The organism is Corallococcus exercitus, assembly GCF_042231735.1.
Lineage (GTDB): Bacteria > Myxococcota > Myxococcia > Myxococcales > Myxococcaceae > Corallococcus > Corallococcus exercitus_B.
Map to the genome: position 1 here is coordinate 6,385,574 of NZ_CP102577.1, position 26,687 is coordinate 6,412,260.

At 69.8% G+C, this 26,687-nt stretch carries 25 protein-coding genes; 14 read left to right on the plus strand and 11 right to left on the minus strand.

What is annotated here, in order from left to right; all coding sequences use genetic code 11:
• Positions 1–77 precede the first annotated feature (77 nt).
• Entirely contained in the window at positions 78–1,409 is a 1,332-nt protein-coding gene (gene bioA / locus NR792_RS25305) for an adenosylmethionine--8-amino-7-oxononanoate transaminase (protein WP_375755250.1), read from the minus strand.
• Between the two features lie 290 nt (positions 1,410–1,699).
• Here bioA and NR792_RS25310 point away from each other — a divergent pair, with 290 nt between their 5' ends.
• The 3 genes from NR792_RS25310 to NR792_RS25320 all read left to right on the plus strand — a co-directional run bounded on the left by NR792_RS25310 (position 1,700) and on the right by NR792_RS25320 (position 4,217).
• On the plus strand, positions 1,700–2,497 hold the full coding sequence (locus tag NR792_RS25310; protein WP_375755251.1) for an acyl-CoA desaturase: 798 nt from the start codon (positions 1,700–1,702) through the stop codon (positions 2,495–2,497).
• A 110-nt stretch (positions 2,498–2,607) separates the two neighbouring features.
• Positions 2,608–3,828, plus strand: coding sequence for a hypothetical protein (locus NR792_RS25315; RefSeq protein ID WP_375755252.1), 1,221 nt, complete (start codon positions 2,608–2,610; stop codon positions 3,826–3,828).
• The gene (locus NR792_RS25320) at positions 3,825–4,217 is read left to right on the plus strand and encodes a DUF3969 family protein (RefSeq protein WP_375755253.1); all 393 of its coding nucleotides are present in this window, start codon (positions 3,825–3,827) and stop codon (positions 4,215–4,217) included. The genes NR792_RS25315 and NR792_RS25320 overlap by 4 nt, the downstream gene beginning before the upstream one ends.
• 10 nt (positions 4,218–4,227) lie before the next feature.
• On the opposite strand, the gene NR792_RS25325 is transcribed toward NR792_RS25320, so the two are convergent.
• The 3 genes from NR792_RS25325 to NR792_RS25335 all read right to left on the minus strand — a co-directional run bounded on the left by NR792_RS25325 (position 4,228) and on the right by NR792_RS25335 (position 6,664).
• Positions 4,228–5,085 (minus strand): SDR family oxidoreductase, encoded by an 858-nt coding sequence (locus tag NR792_RS25325; RefSeq protein WP_375755254.1) that lies wholly within the window; start codon positions 5,083–5,085, stop codon positions 4,228–4,230.
• A gap of 177 nt (positions 5,086–5,262) precedes the next feature.
• Positions 5,263–5,763, minus strand: coding sequence for a serine/threonine protein kinase (locus tag NR792_RS25330; RefSeq protein ID WP_375755255.1), 501 nt, complete (start codon positions 5,761–5,763; stop codon positions 5,263–5,265).
• A gap of 10 nt (positions 5,764–5,773) precedes the next feature.
• A complete protein-coding gene (locus NR792_RS25335) occupies positions 5,774–6,664 on the minus strand; it encodes a DUF2381 family protein (RefSeq protein ID WP_375755256.1) in 891 nt (296 codons plus the stop codon).
• Positions 6,665–6,848: 184 nt separating this feature from the next.
• Between NR792_RS25335 and NR792_RS25340 the strand changes: the two genes are divergently transcribed.
• Entirely contained in the window at positions 6,849–7,319 is a 471-nt protein-coding gene (locus NR792_RS25340) for an NUDIX hydrolase (protein WP_375755257.1), read from the plus strand.
• Between the two features lie 41 nt (positions 7,320–7,360).
• Here the strand turns inward: NR792_RS25340 and NR792_RS25345 are convergent, their stop codons facing one another.
• Positions 7,361–8,218 carry an SDR family oxidoreductase gene (locus NR792_RS25345; protein ID WP_375755258.1) on the minus strand — a complete coding sequence of 286 codons (858 nt, stop codon included), beginning with the start codon at positions 8,216–8,218 and terminating at the stop codon, positions 7,361–7,363.
• Positions 8,219–8,324: 106 nt separating this feature from the next.
• Between NR792_RS25345 and NR792_RS25350 the strand changes: the two genes are divergently transcribed.
• The 3 genes from NR792_RS25350 (at position 8,325) to NR792_RS25360 (ending at position 10,811) form a co-directional block, all read left to right on the plus strand.
• Positions 8,325–8,735 carry a winged helix-turn-helix transcriptional regulator gene (locus NR792_RS25350; RefSeq protein ID WP_375755259.1) on the plus strand — a complete coding sequence of 137 codons (411 nt, stop codon included), beginning with the start codon at positions 8,325–8,327 and terminating at the stop codon, positions 8,733–8,735.
• Between the two features lie 95 nt (positions 8,736–8,830).
• Positions 8,831–10,021, plus strand: a complete 1,191-nt coding sequence (locus NR792_RS25355; RefSeq protein ID WP_375755260.1) for a GNAT family N-acetyltransferase — start codon at positions 8,831–8,833, stop codon at positions 10,019–10,021.
• Positions 10,022–10,115: 94 nt separating this feature from the next.
• Positions 10,116–10,811 (plus strand): suppressor of fused domain protein, encoded by a 696-nt coding sequence (locus NR792_RS25360; RefSeq protein WP_375755261.1) that lies wholly within the window; start codon positions 10,116–10,118, stop codon positions 10,809–10,811.
• A 19-nt stretch (positions 10,812–10,830) separates the two neighbouring features.
• On the opposite strand, the gene NR792_RS25365 is transcribed toward NR792_RS25360, so the two are convergent.
• Positions 10,831–12,828 carry an ATP-binding protein gene (locus tag NR792_RS25365; RefSeq protein ID WP_375755262.1) on the minus strand — a complete coding sequence of 666 codons (1,998 nt, stop codon included), beginning with the start codon at positions 12,826–12,828 and terminating at the stop codon, positions 10,831–10,833.
• 196 nt (positions 12,829–13,024) lie between these two features.
• Here NR792_RS25365 and NR792_RS25370 point away from each other — a divergent pair, with 196 nt between their 5' ends.
• On the plus strand, positions 13,025–14,101 hold the full coding sequence (locus NR792_RS25370; RefSeq protein ID WP_375755263.1) for a dipeptide epimerase: 1,077 nt from the start codon (positions 13,025–13,027) through the stop codon (positions 14,099–14,101).
• A gap of 4 nt (positions 14,102–14,105) precedes the next feature.
• Here the strand turns inward: NR792_RS25370 and NR792_RS25375 are convergent, their stop codons facing one another.
• Positions 14,106–15,290 carry a S41 family peptidase gene (locus NR792_RS25375; RefSeq protein WP_375755264.1) on the minus strand — a complete coding sequence of 395 codons (1,185 nt, stop codon included), beginning with the start codon at positions 15,288–15,290 and terminating at the stop codon, positions 14,106–14,108.
• A 122-nt stretch (positions 15,291–15,412) separates the two neighbouring features.
• Here NR792_RS25375 and NR792_RS25380 point away from each other — a divergent pair, with 122 nt between their 5' ends.
• Complete coding sequence (locus NR792_RS25380) at positions 15,413–16,042, plus strand: LuxR C-terminal-related transcriptional regulator (protein WP_375755265.1); 630 nt, start codon at positions 15,413–15,415, stop codon at positions 16,040–16,042.
• A 14-nt stretch (positions 16,043–16,056) separates the two neighbouring features.
• Here the strand turns inward: NR792_RS25380 and NR792_RS25385 are convergent, their stop codons facing one another.
• The 4 genes from NR792_RS25385 to NR792_RS25400 form a co-directional block, all read right to left on the minus strand.
• On the minus strand, positions 16,057–17,157 hold the full coding sequence (locus NR792_RS25385) for a hypothetical protein (RefSeq protein ID WP_375755266.1): 1,101 nt from the start codon (positions 17,155–17,157) through the stop codon (positions 16,057–16,059).
• 189 nt (positions 17,158–17,346) lie between these two features.
• Complete coding sequence (locus NR792_RS25390; protein WP_375755267.1) at positions 17,347–17,964, minus strand: hypothetical protein; 618 nt, start codon at positions 17,962–17,964, stop codon at positions 17,347–17,349.
• A 40-nt stretch (positions 17,965–18,004) separates the two neighbouring features.
• Positions 18,005–19,297, minus strand: a complete 1,293-nt coding sequence (locus tag NR792_RS25395) for an AAA family ATPase (RefSeq protein WP_375755269.1) — start codon at positions 19,295–19,297, stop codon at positions 18,005–18,007.
• 82 nt (positions 19,298–19,379) lie between these two features.
• Positions 19,380–20,669 (minus strand): tetratricopeptide repeat protein, encoded by a 1,290-nt coding sequence (locus NR792_RS25400; RefSeq protein ID WP_375755271.1) that lies wholly within the window; start codon positions 20,667–20,669, stop codon positions 19,380–19,382.
• A 71-nt stretch (positions 20,670–20,740) separates the two neighbouring features.
• Here NR792_RS25400 and NR792_RS25405 point away from each other — a divergent pair, with 71 nt between their 5' ends.
• The 5 genes from NR792_RS25405 to NR792_RS25425 are packed head-to-tail and all read left to right on the plus strand — an operon-like array spanning position 20,741 to position 26,667.
• On the plus strand, positions 20,741–22,282 hold the full coding sequence (locus NR792_RS25405) for an AAA family ATPase (protein WP_375755272.1): 1,542 nt from the start codon (positions 20,741–20,743) through the stop codon (positions 22,280–22,282).
• Positions 22,279–23,106 carry a hypothetical protein gene (locus NR792_RS25410; protein ID WP_375755273.1) on the plus strand — a complete coding sequence of 276 codons (828 nt, stop codon included), beginning with the start codon at positions 22,279–22,281 and terminating at the stop codon, positions 23,104–23,106. The genes NR792_RS25405 and NR792_RS25410 overlap by 4 nt, the downstream gene beginning before the upstream one ends.
• On the plus strand, positions 23,103–24,809 hold the full coding sequence (locus NR792_RS25415; RefSeq protein ID WP_375755274.1) for a M48 family metalloprotease: 1,707 nt from the start codon (positions 23,103–23,105) through the stop codon (positions 24,807–24,809). The genes NR792_RS25410 and NR792_RS25415 overlap by 4 nt, the downstream gene beginning before the upstream one ends.
• Positions 24,809–25,372: a hypothetical protein gene (locus tag NR792_RS25420; protein WP_375755275.1), complete on the plus strand. Its 564-nt coding sequence runs from the start codon at positions 24,809–24,811 to the stop codon at positions 25,370–25,372. The genes NR792_RS25415 and NR792_RS25420 overlap by 1 nt, the downstream gene beginning before the upstream one ends.
• Positions 25,369–26,667, plus strand: a complete 1,299-nt coding sequence (locus NR792_RS25425) for an AMP-binding protein (protein WP_375755276.1) — start codon at positions 25,369–25,371, stop codon at positions 26,665–26,667. The genes NR792_RS25420 and NR792_RS25425 overlap by 4 nt, the downstream gene beginning before the upstream one ends.
• The last annotated feature ends 20 nt before the right edge of the window (positions 26,668–26,687 follow it).

Genomic DNA, 26,687 nt, shown 5'->3' on the forward strand with positions numbered 1-26,687 from the left:
GGAGGCGGAAGGGGGCTTCCCGGCACGCGCCGGGTGGCGGGAGCGGACGCAGCGCTCCGCCACTCCGCCCCCCGGAATCAGCCCGCGGCCACCTCGCGCAGGCTGTCCTCCACGCCGGCGAGCAGCAGGTCCAGGTCCGCGTCCGGGATGTTGAGCGCGGGCGCGATGTAGACGGTGTTGCCCATGGGGCGCAGGTACAGACCGCGGCGGCGGGCGGCCTCGTACACGCGCCAGCCGCTGTCGGCGAAGTAGCCCCCGCCGCCCAGGTCCACCGCGCCCACCAGGCCCACCGCGCGCGGGCGCACCAGCCCGGGGAGGGTGGCGGCCATGCGCTCGAAGGCGGCCTTCACGCGCGGGGCCTTGCGCTGCACCTGCCCCAGCACGTCCTCGTCGCGGTACACGGCCAGCACCTCGCGCGCCACGGCCGCGCCCAGCGGGTTGCCGCAGTACGAGTGGCCGTAATAGAGCGCCCGGTCCTTCGCCCCCAGGAAGCCCTGGAAGATGCGCTCCGACGCGAGCGTGGCGGCGAAGGGCAGCAGGCCCCCGCTGAGCGCCTTGGCCAGGCACAGGAGGTCCGGCACCACGCCGGCCAGGTCCACCGCGAAGCGCGCGCCGGTGCGGCCCATGCCGGTGAAGACCTCGTCGGCGATGAGGAAGGTGTCCACCGCGCGCGTGGCCGCGCGCACCTCGCGCACGAAGTCCGGCGACGACATCCACATGCCCGCCGCGCCCTGGATGACGGGCTCCAGGATGACGCCGGCAATGCCATCCGGGTCCGCCGCCAGCGCGGCCTTCACCTGCGCCAGGGCTCTCGCGGGGCCGTCGGGTTCGGCCGGGGACGGCACGTGCACCACGTCGAAGAGCAGCGGGCCGAACACGTCGCGGAACTCGTGCACGCCGCCCACGCTGGTGGCGCCAAGCGTCTCGCCGTGGAAGGCGCCGGTCAGCGTGATGAAGCGGGTGCGGCGGGGGCGGCCGTTCTGCGCCCAGTACTGCGCGGCCATCTTGATGGCCACCTCCACCGCGGTGCTGCCGTTGTCCGAATAGAAGACGCGCGACAGCTTCTGTCCGGCGGGCACGTCCGCCCGGTCCGCGCCGGGGGCCAGCGCGGTCAGCTCCTCGCCCAGCCGGGCCGCCGGGCCGTGGGTGATGCCCGCGAGGGAGACGTGGGCCAGGCTGCCCAGCTGCTCGGTGAGTGCGTGCACGAGGCGCGGGTGGCGGTGTCCCAGGGTGGACACCCACCAGGACCCGTTGGCGTCCAGGTAGCGCTGGCCGTCCGCGTCATGGAGCCAGACGCCCTCCGCGCGGACGATGACCAGCGGATCCGTCTTCGCGATGTACTGCTCCATGGCGGTGTAGGGGTGCCAGACGTGCTGCTTGTCGAGTCCGACGAGGGTTGACCGCTCCACGGTGGAGGCTCCTGGGCGCATGGGGAGTGAAGCCCGGGGTGACGCGCCGCGTGCCCTTCTGCCCTCCTTTGGGGAGGGCCCGCAACGTCGCGGTGAGGCGCGTGGGACGGGGGCGAATGGGTGGCCGCACGGGGGCTTATCCACCAGCGGACAGGTGGGGGAATGGGACGCTCAATGGCGTGCGTCCGGGAAGGGACGCAGGGGCAGGGGCGGTGCCGGTGACGTGGGGAGCGCTGACATTGCCGTGACAGCGGGGGTGTTAGCCCTGTGTCTGTCAGCACGGGAGAGTCATGGCCATCGTCATCTTCTTCATCAGTCACTGGCTGCTCTGCGTCTTCTTCCAGAGCTTCTTCCAGCACCGTTACGCGGCGCACCGCATGTACAGCATGGGGCCGCGCACGGAGAAGGTGATGCACCTGCTCACCTACCTGGTGCAGGGCTCGTCGTACCTGTCGCCGCGGGCGTACGCCATCCTGCACCGCGAGCACCACGCGTTCTCCGACACGGAGAACGACCCGCACTCGCCGCACTACTTCAAGGACGTGCTGCGGATGATGTGGCACACGAAGGAGCGCTACTCGGGCATCCTGACGCGCAAGATCCAGCCGGAGCCGCGCTTCGAGGGTGGCTATCCGGAGTGGAAGCTCGTGGACGAGACGCTGGGCCAGTCCTGGTGGGCGGTGCTGGGCTGGGTGGCGCTGTACACGGCGTTCTACGTGACGTTCGCGACGTCGCCCTGGCAGTTCCTGCTGTTGCCGGTGCACTTCGTGATGGGGCCGGTGCACGGCGCCATCGTGAACTGGTGCGGGCACAAGTACGGCTACCGGAACTTCAAGGGCAGCGACAAGTCGCGCAACACGCTGCCGGTGGACGTGCTGTGCATGGGGGAGCTGTTCCAGAACAACCACCACAAGTACGGCAGCAGCCCGAACTTCGCGGCGCGCGCCTTCGAAATCGACCCCACGTGGCAGGTGATGCGCGTGCTGTCCAAGCTGGGCGTCATCCGCATCACCACGCCCCAGCGCGCGGTGTACCCGGAGCCGCGTGAAGTGGCCCGCCAGAGCGGCGCCGGAGCGCAGACGGCCTGAGGCCGTGAATCATCCGGGGCATACCCTGCCCCGGCGGTTGTCGTGGTACGGCCGTGGATGTCAGTCCCCGCACGCATGCTTCCCGTGAGGATGCGTGCCGGGAGGACGACATGAAGCAACGCGGCGTGGGCCTTCTGCTCCTGGGACTGCTTTGCGTGGGGTGTGCAACCTCCCGCGTGATCCAGTTGGACACGGGTGATGGCTCCCCCATCGTCTACACGCCTCCCCGGAGTGTGGATCCCATTCCCATACCCGAGGACGGATTCCGGGAGGTGTTGCTCCAGCTCGTGCTGGAGATGCGCTTCCCCCTCCAGGCCGAGCAGCAGCCCCGCTCCCGCCTCCAACTCGCTTCCTGGGGGCCTGCTTCGCGTGAGCAGAAGCTTGATCCGACGGAGTGGTGCTCCCGTCAGGAGATGCCAACGGAATGCCTGTCCTTGCTGGACGACGGCTTCTCCTTTCTGGACGTCAGTGCACGCAGAAGGCTGGCGCTGTCCTTCGCCTGGGACGGCGTCTGGGATGGCGTACAGGGGGCCGTGGTGGAGGTGGTCAACCCCCTGATGCTCAGGGCCATGATCTCCACGGCCATGGCGGCCTATATGGCCCTGCTCGTGATGCCCGAGCCCATCACGAAGCTCGTTGCCATCGCCCTCACCACCTACGTCATCGCGTACGTGGGGCTGGAGACCTTCGTCCAACTCGTGAGGGGCTGGGAGCGCCTGTCCAACGAGGCTGAGCGGGCGGTGACCTTCGAGGAACTGGAGGATGCAGGGCACCGCTTCGGCAAGGTCATGGGGACCAGCGGTGCCAGGATTCTCATCCTGGCGCTCACCGCGGCCCTGGGCGGAGGTGCTTCGAACGTGGCCGCGAAAGGCCCCATGCTTCCGGGCTTCGCGCGGGCAGCCCTCGCGGCGGAGACCAACGCCGGACTCCACCTGACCGCCGCGGCCTCCGGCGGGGTCCGTTCCATTTCGCTCGCGGAGGGCGTCCTCACCATTGGAGTCGCATCCACCGCCGTGGCCGCGACTGCTTGGGAAGGGGCTGGGAACCCGTCGCCTTCAGGTGGGAACGGCGGAGTGGCTTCCGTTTACGACGGCGTGAAGAACGCTCCCGGGTATCCTTCCGGATTCAAGGCCGTCCAGAATGGGACGACGCGGAACACCGTGTCCAACAAGGCACTGTTGGAGAAGCTACGGGAAGTCGAGCCTGGGACCTGGGCCAAGGTCTACAAGGATGGCTGGGTCGGAAGCGAGAAGGTGTCCCTCCACTACTTCGAAAGTGCGTCCGGAAAGGTCTTCGACTTCAAGGTCAAACCCGGATGGAGCAACCTGTGAATCCTCCGCACCCGCCCCATGAGTCCCCGTCTGAAGCCATCGTCCTCCAGGCAGCAGGCCTCGACGAGTTGCAACGCTTCGTGACGATCACGGCTCTGGGCATGTGCCGGGTGATTTCCCTGGGTACATTGTCTCCCGCCTATGCATGCAGCCGGCTTCTCGGGCCGGCGCTTCTGTCCCGCCTTGATGCAATGGAGGTACACTCCGAACTCCGTCGCGCCATCCACCTTGCAACGGAGCTTGAGGATGTGGCCCAACTCGCACCTGAGGCGCTGACTGACTCCCTTACGGAGATTGAAGGCAAGCTCTTGAAGGTGCTCGCGGACCTGCCACCTCCTCGTTCCCATGGCGAAAAGTGGCTCGTGATGCCTCGATACCAGGAAGAGTAAATCCGTGGCTTCAGCCCTGCGGGAGCGCGGTGCGCAGTGCCTCGGCCAGCGTCGTGGTGGGCCGGCTGATGAGTCGGCTCAGCGTGCGGCCCGTGTCGTTCAGGTCGCCCCGGGCGATGCCTTCGTCCGCGTTCGCCAGCACGTCGGCGTAGCCCTTGGGCAGGCCTGCGTGCATGAGCGCGGACGCGAACTCCGCGGGTGGCAGGTCCTGGTACGTCACCGTCCTACCGGACTGGCGTGACAGCTCCGCCGTGTACTCCGCCAGCGTGAAGCCGGTGTCGCCCGCGAGTTCGTACACCTGGTGCTCGTGGCCCGTGCCGGTGAGCACCGCGATGGCGGCGTCCGCGTAGTCCTGGCGGGTGGCCGGAGCGACACGGCCGTCCTTGGCGCAGCCCCGGAGCACGCCCTGCTCCAGCGTCCGCTTCGCGGCCTCCGTGTAGTTCTCCAGGTACCAGTTGTGCCGCAGGAACACGAACGGAACACCCGATGCGCGGATGGCCTTCTCCGTGTCCAGGTGCTCCGGTGCCAGCACGATCCGCGACGTGTCCGCGTGCAGGATGCTCGTGTAGGCCAGCAACTTCACGCCCGCCTTCTTCGCCGCGTCCACCACGGTCTGGTGTTGCTTGCGGCGCTGGCCCACTTCGCTCGAAGAGATGAGCAGCACCGTGTCGCCTTGCGAGAACACGCCTTCCCACGTCTCCGGGTGGTTGTAGTCCGCCTTGCGCACCTGCACGCCGCGCGCGGCCCACGCCGCGGCCTTGTCCGGATTGCGCACCGCGACCGCCACCTGGTTCGAGGGGACCTTCTTCAACAGGCCCTCGATGACGAAACGGCCCAACCGGCCCGTGGCTCCCGTGACGACGATCATGGCTGCCTCCGTGTCGCGCGTAGCAAGAAGTGCCCCAACCGCCCGACATGCCTCCAGTCCACCTCCTGACCGCCGCGGCTTCAAAACCTGTCCGACTGTCGGACAGGTTCGTGCGGTGCGCCCCGGCAGGGTGCCCCCTCCGGGTTCTCACCTTCTCATCCATGGGGGCCCGAGGGCCTAGAGGAACTCGTCCACGATGAAGACGCCGCCAATGGAAAACTCGAGGACAGCGGTTCCAGGCAACGACTCAGGACGCTTCCGGAGCTGGTTCATCGCCGTCCGCGCCACCGCACAGATGGGCACCCGCTGTGCTGCACCCGGCGGAAGTGCCTCGTAGTAGCGGATGACCGCCTGAGGTCCGCTCGTCCAGACGTACCCATAAAGGCGCGTCGGTGACTCCAGCGTTCCAAGGTCGTCGAGCAACACGCTCTCCACACGACCCTCGTACAGGGTGATGGGGCGGGCATCCATCTGGTTCGCGTCGAGCTCGGCGGTCGCACCATCCCCCACGCCCAATCGCAGATAGCGCATCGCCTTGAGCGCTTCTTCCGGGCACTTCTCGGGCCCAGGGGTTCCATCGGGCCGCAGGCTCACCTTCCCTGTCGCGGAACCAGCGCAACCCGCGATCAGGACGACGAGGATGAGACCGCACGCGAACTCAAGCGTCCTGGAGACCATCCTGCGGCTCTTACTCACGCACAAGACGAGGGTCCAGGACCACATAGCCATGGCGGAGGCCGTCATACCGGTAGATCTCCAGCATCAGGGTCTCCAGATGCCCTTTGGCATCAAGGAAGGCGCTCCGATCCACCACGAAGGCAAAGGTGCCTGACTGCCCCGCTGTGAGCAAAGCGTGTTCGGAACGGACAGCCACCGTTCGCGGCTCCTGGCTCTTCAGCGAGGACAGCTTCGCTCGGACCGTCCGCCACGGGCGTTCCTCACTTTGATTCCTCACGGCGATGGTGACCGCGGCCTTGCCCTTGCCCGAGTAGAGCTTCATCGAAAGCTTGGAGCCCGCTTCCACTGCTTCCCAGGATTTGATCAGCCGGAACGGCGTCTGCGCCTCGGCCCCTGAAACCAGCAGCGCGGCCAGTGCATGGTCCGCGGAGGTCTCCTCCTCACGCAACCGCGCGTTCTCCTCCTCCAACGCATTCTTCGCCTTGAGCGTACGCGCCAGCACGGAGACGAGGGCCTGATAGCTCTCGCGGTCCTTGAAAACGTCCACCTGCTGATCCGCCCGGCCCCATTCCTCCACGGGCGGCCGGAGCAGGAACGACAACTCCGTCCCGTCCGCGAGCTTCACAAGCAGGGGAACACTTTCATCCGCCGCCAGGGCCCGGAGGGGCTCGATCACCACCCGCTTCCCCTCGACCACCAGCGGCTCGAAGCGCCCCTCCCACCCCAACAGCTTCGTCTTCAACGGGTCGCAAGGCTGCTCGAAGCGAAGCACCGTGACGATCTGCCCCACCACATGGATGCGATGGGCCGCGTCGTCCGGATGCTCCGACAGCACCAGGGTCCGGACCTGCGCCTTCTCTCGCGGCCCCGCCAGGGCTGGAGCGGCCGCGAGGACAAGCAAGGCAACGAACCAGCCAGGTAGGGTGCGTGGCATCGAACCTGGACCCTACCCAAGCCGCCCGTTCCACGCCAATCTTCCGGACCGGCCCTCATGCACCGGGTAACGTCCACGAACATGCAGTGGCTGCTGGCGAAACTCTCCGCCCACCACTTCCCCAATCCACCCGCCACGCCCGGAGAAGACGATGAGCAGCGGAGATGCATGGAGGGGCAACATCAAGGCACGCCTGTACGAACGAGTCCGCGCGCGCGGCTTCGACTCGCTCACTGCCTTTGCCGATGCGCGCCCTGCTGTCCCGCTGTACGCGCTGGCCGACGAGCTTGGCAACGATGACGTTGCCGCAGTGCAGGTGTTGAGCGGGTTGCTCGCAGAGGCGGAGCAGTGCAAGCAGGTCACGCGCTTTGTCCGAGATGTTCTCGTGCGCCTCTTGTCCCAGAGCCTTCCCAAGGGTTGGCCGGCCGTGCTGGATGACGCGAACCGATTCAAGGTAGCCAAGGCACTCGGCTCGTGGTTCGCCTACACCCCAGAAACTCACAAGGAGCGCGTTGATCAGGCCAGCGATGCGCTCCTCGCCCATCCGCCACCGCCCGGCTGGCAACCGCTCGGGCACGATGACGAACTGCTCCGCCGGCTCTTGCCTGACGAGGAAGCCTGACCCGCGAGGTGACCTCGCGGGCCAGGGGCGCAACCCGAACCTCAGCCCTGCTTCAGCGCCGCGCCAATCGCATTCGCGAACGGCGCCGTGGGCCGGCCGATGAGGCGGCTCAGCGTGCGGCGGGTGTCGTTCAGCTCCCCGCGCGACAGCCCCGCGTCCGCGTCCGCCAGCGTGTCCGCGAAGGGCTTGGGCACGCCCACCTGCTGGAGCGCCGCGGAGAACTCCGGCACCGGCAGGTCCACGTACTTCACCGGCTTGCCGGACTGGCGCGACAGCTCCGCCACGTACTCCGGCAGCGTGAAGCCCGCGTCCCCCGCCAGCTCGTACACCTGGTTCTCGTGGCCCGTGCCCGTCAGCACCGCGACCGCCGCGTCCGCGTACTCCTGGCGCGTCGCCGTCGCCACCCGGCCCTCCTTCGCGCTGCCCTGCACCACGCCGTACTGGAGCGCCGGCCCAATGTGCTCCGTGTAGTTCTCCACGTACCAGCCGTTGCGCAGGAACACGAACGGGATGCCCGACGCGCGGATCGCCTCCTCCGTCGCCTTGTGCTCCCCCGCCAGCGACAGGCCGCTCGTGTCCGCGAACAGGATGCTCGTGTACGCCAGCAGCTTCACGCCCGCCTTCTTCGCCGCTCCAATCACCGCCGAGTGCTGCGGGAAGCGCTTCCCCACCTCGTTCGCGGAGATGAGCAGCACCGTGTCCCCCTTGCCGAACACCCCGTTCAGCGTCTCCGGCCGGTCGTAGTCCACCTTGCGCACCTGCACGCCGCGCTCGGCCCAATCCTTCGCCTTGTCCGGATTGCGCACCGCCACCGCCACCTGGCTCGCCGGCACCTTCTTCAGCAGGCCCTCGATGACGAACCGACCCAGCTTCCCCGTGGCTCCCGTGACAACGAACATGGCTCCGCCCTTTCCTTGCTCGCGCTCCAGGCGCGAATCGATTGGGCTTACCGTAACGGGGGTACTCACTTTTCGTAAGTACGTACCTCGTGGTAAGTGTCCCCTCATGAAGGCACGCAAGGGCAGTTCACTGCTGGAGAAGGTGAAGCAGCGCGGGGACCTGTACCAGGCCATGTGCCCCTCGCGCGGCGTCCTGGAGCACGTCACCAGCCAGTGGGGCGTGCTGGTGCTCGTCGCGCTCAAGGAGGAGGGCACCCACCGCTTCAGCGAGCTGCGCCGCAAGGTGGGCGGGGTGAGCGAGAAGATGCTCGCCCAGACGCTCCAGGCGCTGGAGCAGGACGGCTTCGTCCACCGGGAGGCCCACCCCGTGATTCCCCCCCACGTCGACTACAGCCTCACGCCCCTGGGGGAAGAGGTGGCCGTCCACGTGGAGGCGCTGACCTCCTGGATCGAGGACAACCTCCCCCGCGTGATGTCCGCCCGGACCAGGGCCCCGCCCCGCAAGAAGGCCTCGTAGGGCGCCGGGCCTCGGGCCCCGGGCCCCCTCGCCCGGGTGCCCTCCAGCGGGACGAACGGGAGCGAAGGAGACAGGCCCGCGTTAAGACTGCCCCCGTGCCCGCTGACACCCCGCTCCAGGTCCGCATTCTCGATGCCATCCGCGATGTCCCGGCCGCCCAGTGGGATGCCCTGGTCGCCGAGGGCGCGCCCCCCTTCGTGCGCCACGCGTGGCTGTCCGCCATGGAGGAGAGCGGCAGCGCCACCGAGGACACCGGCTGGGCCCCGCACCACCTGACGCTGTGGCGGGGCAAGAAGCTGGTCGCCGCCGCGCCCGCCTACCTCAAGTTCCACAGCATGGGCGAGTACATCTACGACTTCGGCTGGGCCAACGCCGCCGCCCAGCTGGGCGTGGAGTACTACCCGAAGCTGCTCGTGGGCGGCCCCCTGTCCCCCGCCACCGTGCCGCGCTTCCTCACCGCCCCGGGCGAGGACGCGGGAAGCCTGCGCCGCGCGCTGCTCCAGTCCGCCGTGGAGAGCGCCCAGGAGCAGGACTGCTCCGGCGTGCACGTGCTCTACCCCACGGAGGAAGAGGCGGACTTCCTGGAGGAGGCCGGGCTCGCGCGCCGCATCACGCTCCAGTTCCATTGGAAGAACCCGGGCTACCAGCGCTACGACGACTACCTGGCCCGCTTCGACTCCAAGCGCCGCAACCAGCTCAAGCGCGAGCGCGCCGCCGCGGCCACGCAGGGCATCCAGCTGCGCACCGTGCGGGGCGCGGACCTGACGGTGGAGCACGCCCGGCGCGCGTACACCTTCTACACGTCCACCTGCGAGCGCCACGCCTGGGGCCAGGTGCAGCTCACCCCGGGCTTCTTCGAGCGCGTCTTCCGCGACCTGCCCCACGCCGTGGAGATGGTGGAGGCGGTGAAGGACGGGCAGGTCATCGCGGGGGCCTTCAACCTGGCCACGCCGGAGCGGCTCTACGGCCGCTACTGGGGCTGCACGCAGGAGCACCCCTTCCTGCACTTCAACGTCTGCCTGTATCACTCCGTGGACGACTGCATCCGCGCGGGGCGCAAGGTCTTCGAGCCCGGCGCGGGCGGCGAGCACAAGGTGTCGCGCGGCTTCGAGCCCACCGCCGTGCACAGCGCCCACCTGATTTTCGACAAGCGCCTGGACAAGGCCGTGCGCAGCTTCCTGCGCATGGAGCACGCGCGGCTGGCGCCCGCCGTGGAGGAGGCGGAGCGCATCTGCGGCCTCAAGCCGTGGGGCGCCCTCCCAGCCCCCGGGTCCACCGGAACCTGAAAACCTGAACGTCTGTCCGCCAGCCCACCGGCCAATGGACGTCCGCGCTCGGTTCAAGTTGTGAAATCGGGGTGAACCTCTAGAGTCCGCCCCCATGAAAGTCCCGGAGACAGAGGAAGACTTCATCCAGTGGTACGAAGACTGCTGGGCGGACCGCGACGAGGTGGAGTACCCGAAGCTGTTCGGCGCCATCCGTGAGGAGGTGGACCTCCTGGAGGGCACGGGCGTGCTGGAGGGGTGGCTGGAGAGCGAGCTGGCCCAGGGCACGGAGATGGATCCGAACTGGCTGCCCATGGGCGTGCGCGTGGCGCCTCCCAGCCCGGAGCACCCGTACTGGACCTACGTGACGAGCGGCCTGTCCAACCCCTTCACGGTGGCCCCCGGCGAGGAGCTTCCGGACGACGCCCGCAGCGGTCTGGGCTACGAGATGGTCATCCACACGCCCGAGGAGGAGCGCTGGCCCATCCTGCGCCTCCTGGACATGATGGCCTACAACCTCGTGTGCGCGCGGCTGTTCGCCATGGGGCACCGCTACCCGGTGGACGGCACGCTCACCGGCGGTGAGACGAAGCTCGCGGGCTTCGTGTTCGTGAAGGACGCCAACCGCCCCAGCCACTTCACCCTGCCCAGCGGCCAGGTGGAGCTGCTCACGCTGGTGGGCGTGACGAAGAACGAGATGGCCTTCGCGCGCTCCAACGGCATGGACAGCCTGATGAAGCGGCTGACCGACCCCGCGAACCCCACCACCGCGTACATCACGCGGCCGGAGCGCGACGAGGTGAAGCTGTAGGCCCCCTCCCGCCGCCGCGCTAGCCGGTGCGCGGCGGCGAGGACTCCACCAGCGCGTGCAGCACCCCGGGCTCGAAGGGCTTCTCGATGCGCGGCAGCGGCACGGCCTGGAGGAAGGCGCGGGCGCGGTCCGTGAAGCTGCCCCCCGTCATGAACACGAAGCGCGACAGGAGCTGCGGCCGGCGCCGCGCCAGCTCCGCGTGCACGTCCATGCCGGTGAGGTCCGCCATCATCAGGTCGCAGAAGATGCGGTCGAAGGCGTCGTCCTGCTCCAGCAGCGCCAGCGCCTCCCGGCCGCTGTGCGCCACCACCACGTCGTGCTGCCGGCCGAGGATGCGCCGGAGCACCGAGGTGAGCTGCGGCTCGTCGTCCACCACCAGCACGCGCTTGCGGGAAGCGCCCTCTTCCGCGCGCGCCACGGGCACGCCCGGGTTCACGAACCGCTCCGCGATGGGCAGCCGGACCTGGAAGGTGCTGCCCAGGCCCGGGATGCTGGTGGCGGTCAGCTCGCCGTGCATGCTGCGCACGAGCCCCAGGCAGATGGACAGCCCCAGGCCGCTGCCCTCGCCCACGGGACGGGTGGTGAAGAACGGCTCGAAGGCGCGCTGGAGCACCTCCGGCGTCATGCCCATGCCGGTGTCGGACACCTCCACCAGCACCCACGCGCCCTCGCGGCGGGTGGTGAGCGTCACGCGGTGGCGGTCGAAGGCGCCGGAGGGGATGGCGTGCGCGGCGTTGATGAGCAGGTGGAGGAACACCTGGCCCAGGCGGGCCTCGTGCGCCAGCGCGGGCGGCACCTGGCCGTAGCTGCGCTCCAGCTGGGCGCGGCTGCGCAGGTGGGTCATCGCCATGGTGACGCCGAACTCCAGCGACGCGTGCACGTCCACGGGCCCCAGGCGCAGCTCGTCCGCGCGGGCGAAGGTCTGCAGGTCGCGCACGATGACGCGGATCCGCTCCGCCCCCTCGCGCGCCTCGCGCAGCGCCTCCAGCGCCTCGTTCAGGGCGTCCTGGACCCCGGGGCCGGCGTCCGGACGGCGGGCGAGCGGCATGAGCTGCTCCACCGCGAACTGGAGGTTGCCGCTGACATAGGACAGGGGGTTGTTGATTTCGTGGCCCACGCCCGAGGCGAGCTGGCCCGCCATGGCCAGCTTCTCCGACTGCACCAGCCGCTCGCGCGCGGCCATCAGCTCGTGCGTGCGGCGCTGGGCGAGCGCCTCCGCCTCCAGGCGGCCGGAGCGCTCGCGGGCGAGCAGCGCGTCGCGCTCCGCCTGCACGCGCTTCTTGTCCGTGATGTCGCGCGCGTAGGTGGAGATGTTGCGGCCGCTGGACCAGACGTGCACGTCGTGCCAGCGGTCCCGGCCGGTGCGCAGCTCGAAGAGGCGGTAGCTCTCCTCGGCGGCCACCTCGCGCAGCGCGCGCTCGAACGGGGTGCCGCACAGCTCCGGGCACGCGTCCCACAGCACCCGGCGGAAGAGCTCCTCCTGCGAGCGGCCGGTGAGCGCGGCGGCGTTGCGGTTCACGTAGGTGAGGCGCCAGTCCGTGTCCACGGTGAAGAAGGCGTCCGGCATGCTCTCCAGCACGTCGCGCACCCAGTCCAGCGTCTCGCGCAGCCCCTCCTCCACCCGCTGGGCGCTGGTGACGTCACGCAGGCGCAGCAGCACCCCGTCACGCAGGGGCACCGCGGTGCCCTGCATCAACACGTCCCCTTCGGTGAAGTTGTCCGCGTGCGGCCGTCCGGACTCCACCACCTGGCGCAGCAGGTCCAGGCGGCCGGCGATGCCGTCCTTCGAGGCCACCTCGCCCAGGCGCCGGCCCCGGAGGAACTCCGGACCACGGCCCAGCGCGCGGGCGGCGGCGGGGTTCGCCCACAGCCACTCGAAGTCGAGGATGGCCCCGCTGCTGGAGCGCACGGCGCGCAGCACCATGCACGCCTCGGGGTGCTCACGCTCGGCCTCCTCCAGCGCGGCCAGGAGTGAGTCCGGGAGCGGAAGGGCCACGGTCGTATCGGTCGCGGACATCCGCCTCCTCGCGGCCCCGGCACTGCTCACCCCTCGGGGCGCCCGCATGTCGCCACGAATCGCACGGCGGCTCAAGTCAGCCTCAACCTTCGTATCTTTCTAAACTTTCTTGAATTACAGACAAATGAAAGTGAAAGCGGTAAGGAGTCAGAAGGACCGACCCATCGATGGGGAGGTCGGCCACACTCGTCCCGCCATGCGCCCTACCCTCATCACGCACGTCGCGTTCGAAGCCCTGCACCTGCCCCTGACGGAGCCCTTCGCCATCGCCACCGGCGCGCAGCACGCGGCGGAGAACGTGCTCGTGCGAATCACCCTCGCGGACGGCACGGTGGGGCTGGGGGAAGCGGCGCCCTTCACCGCGGTGAGCGGGGAGACGCAAGCCAGCACGCTCGCCGCGCTGGAGCCGGTGCGCGGGCTGCTGGTGGGCCGCGACGTCCAGGCGTGGCGGCCGGCGTCGGAGGCGCTGGGGGATGCGCTCGCGCTGGCGCCTTCCGCGCGGTGTGGCGTGGAGATGGCGCTCTTGGACGCGCTCACGCGGCACCACCGCATCCCGCTGCACGCCTTCTTCGGCGGGGCGGGGATGGCGCTGGACATCGACATGACGGTCACGGCCGGGGACGTGGCGCACGCGGTGGCGTCCACGCGGGCCATCCTGGGGCGGGGCATCGACACGCTGAAGGTGAAGGTCGGCGCGCTGTCACCGGACGCGGACGCGGCGCGGCTGGTGGCCATCCACCAGGAGGCCCCGAAGGCGCGCCTCTTCGCGGACGCGAACGGGGGCTACGACGTGGCGGAGGCGCTGGCGTTCCTCAAGGAGCTGGAGCGCGCGGAGGTGCCGCTGGCGCTGTTCGAGCAGCCGGTGCCGCCCTCCGACTTCGCGGGGCTCGCGGAGGTGACGCGCCGCTCGAAGGTGCCGGTGTGCGCGGACGAGTCGGCGCGCTCGGTGAAGGACGTGCTGCGGCTCATCCGGGAGAACGCCTGCCACGGCATCAACATCAAGACGATGAAGTGCGGGATGGTGGAGGCGGTGACGATGTGGAGCCTCGCCCGGGCCGCGGGGCTGGAGCTGATGGTGGGCGGCATGGTGGAGAGCGTGCTCGCGATGAGCGCGTCCGCGCACCTGGCGGCGGGGCTGGGCGGCTTCACCTACGCGGACCTGGACACGCCGCTGTTCATCGCGAGCCACCCGTTCCAGGGTGGCGGGACGTACGCGGGCGCGCGGCTGACGTTGGACCCGGACGCGCCGGGGCACGGCGTCACGCTGCGCTGACGCTTCAGCCCTTCACCTGGGAGGCGGCCACGTCGAGCGCCTTCTCCTTCTGCGGATCCGCGCCGGCCGCGTACGGCAGCGCGTCCGGGACCTCCACGTCCACCGGGACGCCCACGCCTTCGATGCGCTCGCCGTCCACCGTCACGTCCATGACGGCGAGGTAGAGCAGGTCCCCGTTGGCCAGCTTCTGGGGACCGCCGGCCAGCACCGCGCCCGCGGTCCGCTCGCCCACGAGCGTCGCCAGCCGGTGGCGCTTCATCGCGAAGGCCACCAGCTCCTTGCCGCTGCGCGAGTTGCCGTTGACGAGCAGCACCACCGGCTTGCGCCATGACGGCGCATAGGGGTGCGTCTTGCCATCGCGGCTGATGTTGAGGAGGAGGGAGACCTGGGGGTTGAAGAGGTTGATGAAGGCCGGGCTGCAGCCGCCCCAGCCGTCGCGGAAGTCGATGACGAGCGCGTCCGCGTCCGCGAAGGCGTCCTGGAGTGCCTCCTCCAGGGCCTGCTGGAACTCCTGGCCCGCGCACGCGTAGAGGTGCTGGTAGGCGACGCGGCGGCCCTGGCGCTCCACGACCTGCCCGCTGGCCTTCTGGACCGCGAGCCATTCCTTGCGCGGGTTCATGCGACGGGGCGTGACGGTGAGCGACAGGGGCTCGGCGCCCTTCACGCGCTCCACGGTGAGGCGGGTGGCGCGGCCCGCGCGGTTCGTGAAGGCGTGCCAGGGATGGAAGGGCCTGCCCTCCACGGTGACGAGCCGGTCCCCGCGCAAGAGGCCCGCCTTCGCGCCAGGGCCGTCCGCGAAGACGTGGCGGACGAAGAAGCCCTCCGGGGTCTCCCGCACGTCCACGCCGATGCCGGTGGCCTGTAGGTTCTGTTGCTTGAGGAAGACCTCGAAGATGGAGGTCACCGCCGCGTGGTCGGGGCTCTCCTTCGGGTAGTAGGCCGTGTGCGAGACCTTCAGCTCCGCGAGCGCCGCGTTCGTGCGCCGGGTGAAGTCCTCCACGTCCTTCGCGTCGGCGGCGTAGCCCTGGTGCGCGTCGGCCCAGGCGGCGCCCTTCGCCGCGTCGAAGAAGCGGGTGCGCACGAGGTTGACGATTTCGTCGCCGCGCTTCGCGTAGGGGGCCGTCGCTGCCTGGACGCTGCCCGCGAGGAGCAGCCCCACCACCCACCACCGCGCTGTCCGGACCGCCATGCGTGCCCCTCCCAGGAGGACTTCACGATTCTTCACAGGAGCGGCTCCCAGAGGGAAGCAAAGGCGTCCTGGCGCCGTGCGGTGTGGCGAACCCGGCGGGGGCGGTTAGGGATGAGGGGCCCATGTTGGATGCGCCCTCGTCATCGCCCAGGCTCGCGCTCGTCTCCGAGGACCCCCTGGCCCGGGGTGCGCTCGCACGGGCGCTGAGCGACCAGGCGGAGGCCTGGACGGTGGTGGCGGCGGGCACGCAGGTGGAGCTGGAGGCGACGCGGGGCGAGCCGCCCGACGTGGTGCTCTGGGACACGGGCCTGAGGCTGGAGGAAGGCGCGGCGCCGGACCTGGGCGCGCCGGTGCTGGCGCTGGTGGCGGACGAGGCGGCGGGAGAGCTGGCGCTGGGCGCGGGCGCGAGGGGCCTGCTGTTCCGCGACGTGGCGCCGGGGATGCTGGGCGCCGCGCTGCACGCGGTCGCGCGAGGCCTCACGGTGTTCGAGCCGGGCCTTTCTCAAGTGCGAGCCGCGCCAAGGAGCACGGCGCCGACGGGAGCGCCGGGGCCGGACACGCTGACGCCGCGCGAGCGCGAGGTGCTGGGGCTCCTGGCGGAGGGCCTGTCGAACAAGGCCATCGCGGACCGGCTCGCCATCAGCGAGCACACCGCGAAGTTCCACGTCAACGCGGTGCTGGCCAAGCTGGGCGTGCAGCGCCGCACCGAAGCGGTGGTGCGCGCGGCGCGGATGGGGCTGGTGACGCTCTGAGGTGAGGCCTCGCGTCAGGGCGCGACGAGGGCGCTCAGGTGCGTCCACTCGTTGTCCAGCGAGGCCTTCAGCCAGTCGCGATGGAGCGAGGGAAGGGGCCACCCACCGAGATGAATCTGATTGGACGCGACGACCATCGCCCGGCCCCTGGCGAGGTCCGCGGCCACCTGCGCGCGCTTCGCCTCGAAGTCTGGCAGCAACCCGGCGGCCTGCTCCATCTGGCGCAGGCCCGCCAGTCGCTCGATCAGGGTGTTTCCTTCAGCGATGCGTTCACCCAGGGTCCACAGGGCGCGTCCCAGCCGGATCCGGTCCTTCTCTGGCAGCTCCGTCGTGGCTTTCACCCGCTTGAACAGGACCATGGGGCCCACCAGCGCCAACTCGCCTACCGCGGCCATGAAGGCGCCTTCGACCGGCGCCTGGATTCCCGCCACCTTCAGGCGCCGCTCCGCATCCGCATACAGCCGGGCAAAGGAGGTGGTCCGGTACCTGGGCAGGGCGGCGATCCGCTCCAGCGCCTGAAGCTCCTCCTTCGTGAGCGGTGCCTCCTGTGACGTCTGCTCCAGGAGCATGAGCAATGGCAGCTGCGATTCCTTGGACTCGGCGGCGAGCGGGGTCAGCCGTTCCCGCAGCGAGGCCTGGATCTGCCGCCGCGCCGTTTCATCCATGACTTCGCTGTGGAAGGTCTCGAGGATCGCACGCAGCATGTCGGGATCCGCTACCTCGGAAAGGTGACGCGCGACCCATCGCTGCTGCTCCTGCGAGGGTCCCCCCATCAACGCGGCCAGAAGCCGTGTGTCCGGAGCCTGGGTGCCAGTCCACACCGCACGGATGGCCTCCGGACCCCAACCAGGCGTCTCCTCCGGCAGGAGCGGATCCATCCCGAAGTCCGGACGTCCCGCCTCGAGCCATGCGGCGATGAAGGCCTCGCGCCATCCCCCCGCCGGATTCGCCCGGCGCAGCCGGACGAGTGCTTCGAGGACACGGCCTTCCGCCTGCTCGGGGGCCGCCTCGCGCAACCGGACCACGGTCTGGGCCGCCGCGTCCAGGGCGCCTTGCTCCAGCAGCACGCAGGCCTGGACCATCAAGGCTCCTGGGGTCTTCGGCGCTTCCTTCAAGGCCGCGCCGGCCTCCTGTCCCGCCTCGGCCAGCGCCCCCTTCCGAGCATGACTCGCGGAATCGCGGATCCGGTCCGCGACGGACTTCCGGGGCGCCTCTGTCACGGAGGGAGCAGGAGCTGCTCCGGTGAGGAGCACTCCCAGGGCCAGCAGGGACAGGGACCGCCGAGGAGAAATCATCCGCGCAGTCTACGCCTTCTTCCTGCTGCCTCCGGAAGGAGAGCTCCGCCTCCGAGTGGCAGGTGACACCTCCACATGAGAGCGGTCCATCTGGTTGCTGCCCACGGACCACCGGCGGCCTTCACGTGACTCCCAGGCACGTACCGCGCGACCCACCAGGGGAGCCTTGTCCTCCAGGTAGTCGAGCGTCACACGCCGCTGCTCATACTTCTTCAGCCACTGCCTCCGATACCGGACCACCCGCTCATCATGGTCCAGCCCCAGCAGGCGGAGTGTCTCGGCGGCCCGCTTCCGCAGTCGAGGCGGGCAGCGTTCTGTCACCTGGAGCTGAAGCGATGGAAGGAGAAGCGCGAACCAATCATCCTGGATGGCGCAGGGATCCAGCAGGCGCGTGGAGACCAGGGCCTGCTTCCGGCTGTTGAGCCATCCAGCGGCATACCGGAAGTTGGTCCACTCGTAGGCAAGCCGCCGGTCCTCGTCGACGGAGACGAAATGGTCGACCGTGCCGGGTGAGCCCAGGTACATCGCGGTGTACGCACATCGCTCGGAGAAGGCCTCCGCGAGTTGAGCAGTGCAGTGCCTCCAGTACGCGGGCGGCCGGCCGGGGACCTTCGAGTTGCGGCGCAACCACAGACGTCCAGGCTTTCTCACCCGGGAGTCGAAGTCCTCAGGCTCTCTTCCGGGAACGCACCGGATCACGGTCGCCTCCTCCATCGCGAGCGACGATCCACCGGGGCCAGAAGGGGTCCTGCTCCGGGAGCAGGCGCCGCAGTTCGGCGTCGATCTCCTTCAGCGTCCCCACGCCCTTGCGCTCCCCTCGCATGTAGGCCTCCGCGGCCTCCACCGCGCGTTCAGCCTCCCAAGCTCGCGCCTGGGCCAGCCCCATGACAGGGGACGTCAGCCAGTCATTCGCATCTCCGTGCTTCGCCCAGGGGAGATGGCGCAGGCGCACCTGCCCCTCTTCGAGCTGGAAGAGGAAGAGGGCATCCTGTTCATCGTCGAAGAATGGCTCCAGCGAGGCCAGGACCAGGGGAGAGTGGGTCGTCAGGAACGTCTGGACGGAGGTCTCGGGTGCGAGGCCGTCGATGACCTGGATGAGCGACCCCACGATGCGGCGCTGCCAGAGCGGATGAAGATGGGTCTCCACCTCGTCCACCAACAGGATGAAGCGGGGGTCTTGAGGCCTCCCCAGGAACTCCGAGGCCTGGAGATGCTCATGCCACGCCCAGACGACGAGATAGGCCAGCCCGAGGATGCGCCGCATTCCCGCGGAGGCGTGCACCACCGGAATGGTGCCGTACGGCATGTCGATGGTCGGGTAGTTCTGGACGTCTTCCACGGCCAGCCGCGTGGGCCTTCCAGGGCGGATCGGCTCATCCCTGGGGGAGAGCTGCTCCAGCGCGCGCTTCAGCATCTGGAACGGTGAGTGCGCCGAGCCATCGTCCTGCAACTGCCAGGTCAACCAGTCCCGGACGAGCCCGTTACAGACTGTCTTCCCTTCGTACTTCAGCCCCTCCCACAGGTCCTGGGGAGAGAAGTGGAAGGCATCGGGTCTGCGCGGCAGGTCCGGATCCGAGCGGGATGTCTTGTGCCAGTAGTTCCGCGCGGGATCCCACACGGAGAAGCTTCCATCGACGCGGGCATAGACAGTCAGGCCCGGCATGCTCGGGCGCCCTTCGGACCAGGGCCATAGCTGCCGTTCCGGATCGAAATGGCTCGTCTTGTTCGACGCCCGCTGCGTCTTGCCCGTCAGGGTCCAGCCAATCTGACGCCGCTTCGCGCCACGATGGGGCCACGCGGGCAGGCCAGGCCAGGTCCCCGTCAGGCTCCACCACGCCACATCCAGCAGGAAGCTCTTGCCCAACCCGTTGTCGCCCGTGAGGACGTTCAACCGGGGTGCGAACTCGACGTCCAGGCGAGGCGCGGGGCCGACCCCCTGAAGGTGAAGCTCTCGGAGCATGCCCCGACACTTAGCGCATCCCGTCCATACCGCCCACTTTCGGAGGCCTGAATGGAGGGGGGCCCCATCCAGTCTCCACCACTCAGCGCGCGACGAAGGTCTCCAGGAGGCGCTCTTCATCCTCCAGGTTCGCGTCCAGCCACTCGCGCTGGAAGGAGGGAAGAGGCCACAGCCTGAACCGGAACAGGGTGGCCGCCACTCCCGCCATCAGGTTCCGTTGGACCTCCGCCGCAGCCAACGCACGTCCGGCTTCGTCTCCGGTCAACAGGGCCCCCTGCTCCATCAACCTGTGGCCCATCAGCCACTCAACGGAGGTCCCCCCTTCCGTGATGCGCCCGCCCAGCTTCCACACGGCCTGTCCCAGCCGGATCCGCTCCTCGGGCGTCAGCTGCTCCTGCGGCACCCTCAGCCGGTAATGCAGCTGCCAGGAAGCGTCCATGAGCCGCGTCCCCATGGCCGCCCAGTAGAAGCTCCAGTCCGGATGGCGGACCCCCAGGGGCTCCAGCCGCCACTGCGCCTCGTCGCCCAGCCGGGCGATGCGCGTGTCCCGGTAGCGCGGCAGCTCCGCGATCCGCTCCAGCTCCCGCAACTCCTCGCGCGTGAGCGGCGCCTCCACGGAGGTCTCCCCCAGCAGCAGCAACAGCGGCAGGTCGGAACGATTCAACCCGGTGGCCAGTGACGCCATCTCCGGCCTCAACAGGTCCCTTCCCCGCTTGCGCGCCGCCGCCATCTCCCGCGTGCCGAGGGCCCGGTGGAAGTATTCGAACGCGGCGAGCTTCAGGACCGGGTCCCGCAGTCCGGAGAGGTGGTCCATCATCCACTGCTCCTGCGCTTCGGAAGCCTCTCCCATCAGCATGGCGAGGAACCGGTTCTCCACGTCCTCGGTCCGTCCCCAGACGATGGCGATGACGTCCTGAATCCCGGGCTCGAGCTCCTCGCGATCGCCGTCGTAGAAGAGGCTCGGGCGTCCCGCGTCGAACCACGCCTGCCGCATGGCCTCCAGCCAGCTTCCCTGGGGCCTCAACCGGCGCCGGTCGATGAGGGCTTCCAGCACGCGGGGCTCCGGATCCCCGGGCGCCAGCGTCCGAAGGTGCGCCACCGCTCGGGCCGCCGCGTCCAGCTGGCCCTCCTCCAGGAACAGGCAGGCCCGGAGGATCCACGCCGACCGGCTCAACGGAGCCTCTTCCAGCACCCCGTCGACTGCCGCGTGCGCCAGGTCCGACTTCTTCTCCAGGGCGTGGATCACCGCCCGCTGGAGCCGCGCGGCCACGGGCTCGCGCTGGGGAGCAGCGGGCTTCGGCACGGACGCGCAGGAGCAGAGCAGCCCACCCAGGACCAGCACCGTCACGAACCGCCAGGAGGCCGTCTTCATCCCCCCCAGCCTAGCGGGTCCCCGGAGGGGCTCCGCCAGATGCTTGCCCGCTGCTACACTCCCCACCCTCCATGGCCAACCAGGATTGGGTCTCGCGCCTGCTCACCGGGCGCGCGTCGGCGGACAAGGGCCTCAGCGTCCATCTCTCCGAGCGCGACGGCGGCAGCCTCCACGACAAGATGCGGCAGGCGTATTGGTGGATCACCAACAACGCCGTCATCTGCCCGTACTACGACATCGAGTTCGGCGGCACCGCCGCCCTCAAGAACACCGCGGGCGACGAGGTCCACCTCCCGGAGGACATGAGCTACAGCTCCTTCGTCCTCATCCCGCTGCTCACCCTGTTCACCTGCCGCCGCGCCCTGCTCGTCGGCGGTCCGGGCCGCGGCAAGACGACGTCCGCCATCCTCATGGCGCTGCTCTCCGGCATGGGCCGCGAGGACGTGCACCGGGGCATCCAGCGCGGCCACCCGCAGCTGTCCATCGCGGACCTGCTCGGCGCGCCCCTGCCCTCCGACATGCTCAAGGCGGAGGACCTGTCCGCCGTGAAGGTCAGCTGGCGCAAGTGGATCGGCCAGCGCGTGAAGATTGTCGACGAGTACAACCGCATCCCCACGAAGACCCAGTCCGCCCTGCTGTCGCTGCTGGGCGAGGGCTACGCGGAGATGATGGACCAGTACGTCTACACCGGCCGCTCGTCCTGGTTCCTCACCGCCAACGACGACCAGGGCGGCGGCACCTTCCAGGTCATCGAGGCGCTCAAGGACCGCCTGGACGTCGTCGTGCGCGCCGTGCCCTTCAACTCCGGCTTCGTGGACACGCTGCTCCAGCGCATCGAGTCCGACAAGTCCCCGGAGGAGCTGCTCCCCAAGGACATCGTCTTCACCCCGGGCGAGCTGGAGAAGGCCTACAACGCCATCCTCGCCGTGGAGGTGCCCAAGGGCGCCCTGGAGCGCGTGGCCTTCTTCCTGGGCCAGCTGGACTTCTGCCGCATGGCGTCCCCGCGCTTCGAGTTCAAGCACAAGGACACGCTGAAGCTCGCCGGACAGACCGTGTCCGCCGTGTGCAACGAGCAGTGCCCCTTGGACAAGAAGGTGCACCTCTGCACGCAGACGGAGAACGGCACCAGCGTGCGCGCGTACCAGACCATCCTCCACTTCGCGAAGGCGCTCGCGTTCTTCCGCGGCCACCGCGTGGTGGAGCTGGAGGACTTCCGGCAGATCATCCCCTGGGTGCTGCACGAGAAGCTCACCCCCAACGCGCGCAGCCCCTTCTTCGAGGCCAAGGGCAACAAGCTGCTGCTCCAGGACCGCGTGGCGTGGATCCGCAACATGTTCGACATGGCCATGGCCCGCTACGGCACGCACGCGCCCGTGCGCCAGAAGGTCTCCCAGCTGCGCGCCGAGCTGGACCTGGGCCTGTCCGGCGTGGACCTGCGCACCACGGAGAAGCGCCTGTCCTCCGTCACCGCGCTGATGAACGACCTGATGACCCGCCAGGAGCTGTCCGGTCCGGTGTACGAGGACCTCATCCACTTGAAGTCCCTCTACAGCCGCTACCGCAACTACGCGACGTGGCTGAAGGAGAACCCGGGCGGTCAGGGGCAGCCATGAGCGAGTTCGTCGACGATCTGGAGAAGGAAGCACGCAGCCGCTTCGTGCGCTGGGACCGCGCGCTGTGGAGCGCGTTCCTCAACGGCCCGGTGGTCCGCATGGGGCAGGGGCTCGCCAGCGGGGACGCCGCGGCGGGAGAGGAGGTCCTGCGCAACTACCTGCGCCTGGGCGCGGAGGGCATCGGGCTGGGCTACCTGTACCCGCTGTCCTCCGGGCGGCAGAACTTCTTCACGCTGGCGTGGCAGGAGCTGCTGCCCAACCTGTTGCCGGACCTGCGGCAGGAGGAGCAGCCCCAGGCGCTCGCGCGCATGTGGAACCTCAGCGAGAACCTGGAGTCCGCGCCGCCCTGGGTGCAGCGGCTGTTCTGCCGCCTGGGCGCGAACCTGAAATCGCTGGAGGACCTGGAGGGCCACCTGCACGCCATCGCCAACGAGGCGATGGAGCCGCCGGGCCAGACGCTGGGCGACACCTCCACCGCGCAGTGGGTGGACCTGTCGCAGGAGGACGCGCGCTTCATGCCCGGGGAGATGCACTTCCTCGCGCCCGCCGTCGTCTGCGTGCACGACCGGCACCGCGCCACCGCCGCGGGCGGACGCGACGCGGCCACGCAGGGCGTGTGGCTGGTGAAGAAGCCCGTGCTGCTGGGGCCCATGGGCTGCAACGAGCGGCTGGAGCCCTCCACGGGCAAGCCCTCCAAGGCGCTCACCTCGCTGGCGCAGCGCGACCCGCGCGCGGGGGACTGGTACAGCACCCACCACAACGAATGGCGCGCGGTGGCCACGATGCACACGTCCCAGTGGCTGGCGGTCATCCTGCCGGCATGAGCGCGGGCGCGGCCTTCACGCCGGAGGAGGTGGAGCGGTGCTGGCGCGACGCGCTGGCGCTGTGGGACGTGCACGTGCAGCTGAGCCCGCCCGAACCGCACCAGCCCTTCGACTCCGAGAGGGTCGGGACGAACGAACCGCTCGCGTACATCGACCTGGTGCGCCGGCAGGTGTTCGTCCACTTCGACCTGCTGGCCCGCATGGGCGCGCGCCACAGCCTCACCGCCGTGCTGGCCCACGAGATTGGCCACCACGTCCGCTTCCCGCACACGCTGGGGTGGGACGCGGAGCTGCGCGTGCTGGAGCAGCGGCTCATCCCCGGCCTGGGTCAGTCCCTCACCAACCTGTTCTTCGACCTCCAGGTGAACGAGTTCGTGGGGCGCACCCACGCGGATGCGCTGTGCGCGGTGTACCAGGGCTTCCTGCGCACGCCCGACGGGCGCAAGAAGAACAAGAAGAAGCCCCAGAAGGACGAGGACACGGGCGGGACGTCGCCGCTGTTCTGCTTCTACCTGGCCATCTACGAAGAGCTGTGGCGCAAGCAGCCCGGGCACCTGGTGCCCGAGGCCATGCTGACGCGGCTGGAGGAGGCCTACCCGGGCTTCCGCGCCCAGGCGCGCATGTTCGCGCAGACGTTCTACGCGCTGCACGACGGGCGGCTGCAATTCCTCTACTTCTGCGCCGCGTTCATCCGCTTCATCGACCTGCCCTCCGAAGTGGCCTTCTGCATCCCGCTGGCCGGCGACCTGGGCATCCCGGACGAAGGCGACCTGGACGCGGCGGTGCAGTCCGGCGGCCGGTGGGCGGACGCGCTGAAGGAGGCCCGCGCGAACGGCTGGCTGGACGACTCGCACGACACGCAGGAGTCCAGTCCGCTGGAGACCATCCGCCGCGCGACGGCGCACGTGCCCGGCGACGAAGGCGGCAGGCTGCGACGCGCGCTGGTGGGCCGGTACTACCGGCGGCTCGTGGATCAGTACATCCTGAAGCTGCCCGCCTCCCCTTCGAAGCCGGAGCCCTACCTGCGCACGATTCCGGAGGCGTGGGAGTACGGCGACGACCCGTCCACCATCGACTGGACGCTCACGGTGATTTCACAGGGCCCGCTGGCCGCCGTGAACCCGCTGCGCCGCGAGCTGGAGGCGGACCTGCCGCCGCCGTCGGACCTGGGCGTGCCCGCGCTGGAAATCTATCTGGACACCAGCGGCTCCATGCCCAACCCGCAGCAGGACCTCAACGCGATGACGCTGGCCGCGCAGGTGCTGTCCGCCTCCGCGCTGCGCAAGGGCGCCACGGTGCGCGGCATCATCTACTCCGCGGACCACCCCATCGTGTCCCCGTGGATGTACGACGAGGAGACGGCGCGCGACTTCTTCCTGCAATACATCGGCGGGGGGACGTGGTTCCCGGTGGACGTGATGGAAGCGCTGTCCGTGGAGCGGCCGGACGCGCTGCGCGTCGTCATCTCCGACAGCGACTTCCTGTACAACATGGGGCAGGAGGACGCGCTGCCGCGCTTCATCCGTGGGATGAACCGTTCGCGCCGGGTGGTGGCCTTCCTCGCGCTGCCGGATACAGCCTCCGCCCGGCCGGTGCTGGCGCCGGTGCTGGGCAGCCCGCGCTTCCGGCTGGCGACCGTGCAATGGATGTCTGACTTTGGCCGTGCCGCCGCGGCACTGGCCGATGCCCTGTTGGAGAAATGATGGCGGTCTCGATTCCCCACCTCCGTGAGCAGCTGGCGGCCACGCCCATCGTGTCGCCGTATCCGCACGACCTGGCGGTGGCCATCGTCTGCGACACCTTCCGTCTGGCCAGCCAGCGTCCCCCGTCCCAGGCCGAGTGGGCGAAGCTGGAGCAGCGCGTGAAGAACCCGCTGTTCCGCGAGCAGGTGGGCATGCTCGCGCACGTGCTGGTGTCCTCGGACCTGCGCAAGAAGACGGTGCTCTACCTCACGCCGGACCGCACGCCGCAGGCGCGCCTCCAGCAGTTCTTCGAGGAGGTGCATCCGCTCACCGCGGAGATGGTGCGCTCCAACGCCTTCCGCCAGGAGGAGTTCCTGCGCAAGTGGCTGGCGGCCCTGGGCGCGGACATCGAGGGTGAGACGGAGGCCGAGTCCAAGCGCCACCTCAGGGACCTGGACTACCGGCAGGCCACGGCGGACCTGCGCAAGGTGGAGGCGGTGCGCAAGCAGGAGGCGGACCGGCGCCAGAAGATGCTCGAGGAGGCCCAGCGCAAGGACGCCGAGGCCCGGGGCTGGCGCGAGTGACGCTCGGGGTCGCCCCCAGGGCGCGCATCCGCCGCGACAGCCACACGCAGCGCCCGCACCTGCCGTGGGCGCTGGACGTGGCGGCGGGCCTCGCCCGGCACGCGGCCACGGTGGACGAAGCCGCCGCCCGCGCGGAGCTGGAGGCGCACCTGCCGGCCTTCCGTGAGGCGCTGTTCGGTTCGCCCTACTACGTGCGCGTGCTGCGCGAGTCGGGCCTGCACCCGGGGGACCTGCGGCGGCTGGAGGACCTGCGGCATTTTCCCGCGCTGGACCGCGCCACGCTCGCGCGCCACTGGGAGGACGTGCCCACGCTGCCCGCCGCGTCCGACGAGTGCGTGGTGGTGAAGAGCTCCGGCACCACCGGGGACCCGGTCAACGTGCTGCGTGACCGGCGCGACTGCCTGCTCATGTGGGCCGTGCTGCGCTTCTTCACCGAGCGCACCAACACCGTGCCCCCGCCGCGTCCCCGCGTGGTGTTGCTGGACGCGCTGCCGGGCGGGCTGGAGTACTCCGTGCGCCTGCCGCTGTTCCACGACGGGGCCCTGCACCGCGTCTCCGTGCTGCGCGACGACGCCGTGGCGCGCCTGCGACGGGTGAAGGCCGCGGTCGTCTTCTCCGACCCGGAAGGGCTGCGCTGGCTGCTCGCGCACCCGGAGGTGCCCTCGCCCCGGCTGGTGCTCACCTCCGCGCAGCACCTGCCGCGGGCGCTGCGCGACGCATGGACGCAGGAGCGCGGCGTGCCGGTCCTCAACTACTACGCCGCCACGGAGACGGGGCCGCTCGCGTGGGAGTGCCTGGAGGACGCGAACCGGGGCCGCTTCCACGTGCTCACGCCGGACGTCTGGCTGGAGCCGGACGGGGACGAGGTGGTGGTGACGCGGCTGCGGCCCAGCGTGCTGCCGCTGTTGCGCTACCGGCCCGGAGACACGGGCACCGTGCGGCGCGACGCGTGCGCCTGCGGCTTCCACGGCTGGACGCTGACGGGCTTCGGGGGACGCGGGGCCTGTGCGTTCCACACGCCCGGCGGACGCGCGGTGGACGCGTGGTCCCTGGCGTGGGTGTTCAAGCACCACCCGCTGCGCGCGTTCCGGCTGACGCAGGTGACGCGCGAGCGCTTCACGCTGGAGCTCGCCGGCGCGCCCCCGGACAGCGTGGCCCCGCTGTGCGAGCGGCTCCATGCGGCGCTGCGCAACCTGGGCTGGTCGGATCCGGTGGTGGAGGCGCGTGGCGCGGAAGGACTGTCGCCGGTCGCCAAGCCGCTCCCCTTCCGTTGCGAGCTGGCGCCCTCTGGGTGAGCCGGGCCTTCGCCCTGCCG

Excerpts from the sequence above, each read along its gene's own strand:
- NR792_RS25310 (WP_375755251.1), top strand. The coding sequence starts at position 1,700 with ATGGCCATCGTCATCTTCTTCATCAGTCACTGGCTGCTCTGCGTCTTC.
- NR792_RS25315 (WP_375755252.1), top strand. The coding sequence starts at position 2,608 with ATGAAGCAACGCGGCGTGGGCCTTCTGCTCCTGGGACTGCTTTGCGTG.
- NR792_RS25325 (WP_375755254.1), bottom strand. The coding sequence starts at position 5,085 with ATGATCGTCGTCACGGGAGCCACGGGCCGGTTGGGCCGTTTCGTCATC.
- NR792_RS25330 (WP_375755255.1), bottom strand. The coding sequence starts at position 5,763 with ATGGTCTCCAGGACGCTTGAGTTCGCGTGCGGTCTCATCCTCGTCGTC.
- NR792_RS25340 (WP_375755257.1), top strand. The coding sequence starts at position 6,849 with ATGAGCAGCGGAGATGCATGGAGGGGCAACATCAAGGCACGCCTGTAC.
- NR792_RS25345 (WP_375755258.1), bottom strand. The coding sequence starts at position 8,218 with ATGTTCGTTGTCACGGGAGCCACGGGGAAGCTGGGTCGGTTCGTCATC.
- NR792_RS25350 (WP_375755259.1), top strand. The coding sequence starts at position 8,325 with ATGAAGGCACGCAAGGGCAGTTCACTGCTGGAGAAGGTGAAGCAGCGC.
- NR792_RS25360 (WP_375755261.1), top strand. The coding sequence starts at position 10,116 with ATGAAAGTCCCGGAGACAGAGGAAGACTTCATCCAGTGGTACGAAGAC.
- NR792_RS25365 (WP_375755262.1), bottom strand. The coding sequence starts at position 12,828 with ATGTCCGCGACCGATACGACCGTGGCCCTTCCGCTCCCGGACTCACTC.
- NR792_RS25370 (WP_375755263.1), top strand. The coding sequence starts at position 13,025 with ATGCGCCCTACCCTCATCACGCACGTCGCGTTCGAAGCCCTGCACCTG.
- NR792_RS25375 (WP_375755264.1), bottom strand. The coding sequence starts at position 15,290 with ATGGCGGTCCGGACAGCGCGGTGGTGGGTGGTGGGGCTGCTCCTCGCG.
- NR792_RS25380 (WP_375755265.1), top strand. The coding sequence starts at position 15,413 with ATGTTGGATGCGCCCTCGTCATCGCCCAGGCTCGCGCTCGTCTCCGAG.
- NR792_RS25395 (WP_375755269.1), bottom strand. The coding sequence starts at position 19,297 with ATGCTCCGAGAGCTTCACCTTCAGGGGGTCGGCCCCGCGCCTCGCCTG.
- NR792_RS25400 (WP_375755271.1), bottom strand. The coding sequence starts at position 20,669 with ATGAAGACGGCCTCCTGGCGGTTCGTGACGGTGCTGGTCCTGGGTGGG.
- NR792_RS25405 (WP_375755272.1), top strand. The coding sequence starts at position 20,741 with ATGGCCAACCAGGATTGGGTCTCGCGCCTGCTCACCGGGCGCGCGTCG.
- NR792_RS25410 (WP_375755273.1), top strand. The coding sequence starts at position 22,279 with ATGAGCGAGTTCGTCGACGATCTGGAGAAGGAAGCACGCAGCCGCTTC.
- NR792_RS25415 (WP_375755274.1), top strand. The coding sequence starts at position 23,103 with ATGAGCGCGGGCGCGGCCTTCACGCCGGAGGAGGTGGAGCGGTGCTGG.
- NR792_RS25420 (WP_375755275.1), top strand. The coding sequence starts at position 24,809 with ATGGCGGTCTCGATTCCCCACCTCCGTGAGCAGCTGGCGGCCACGCCC.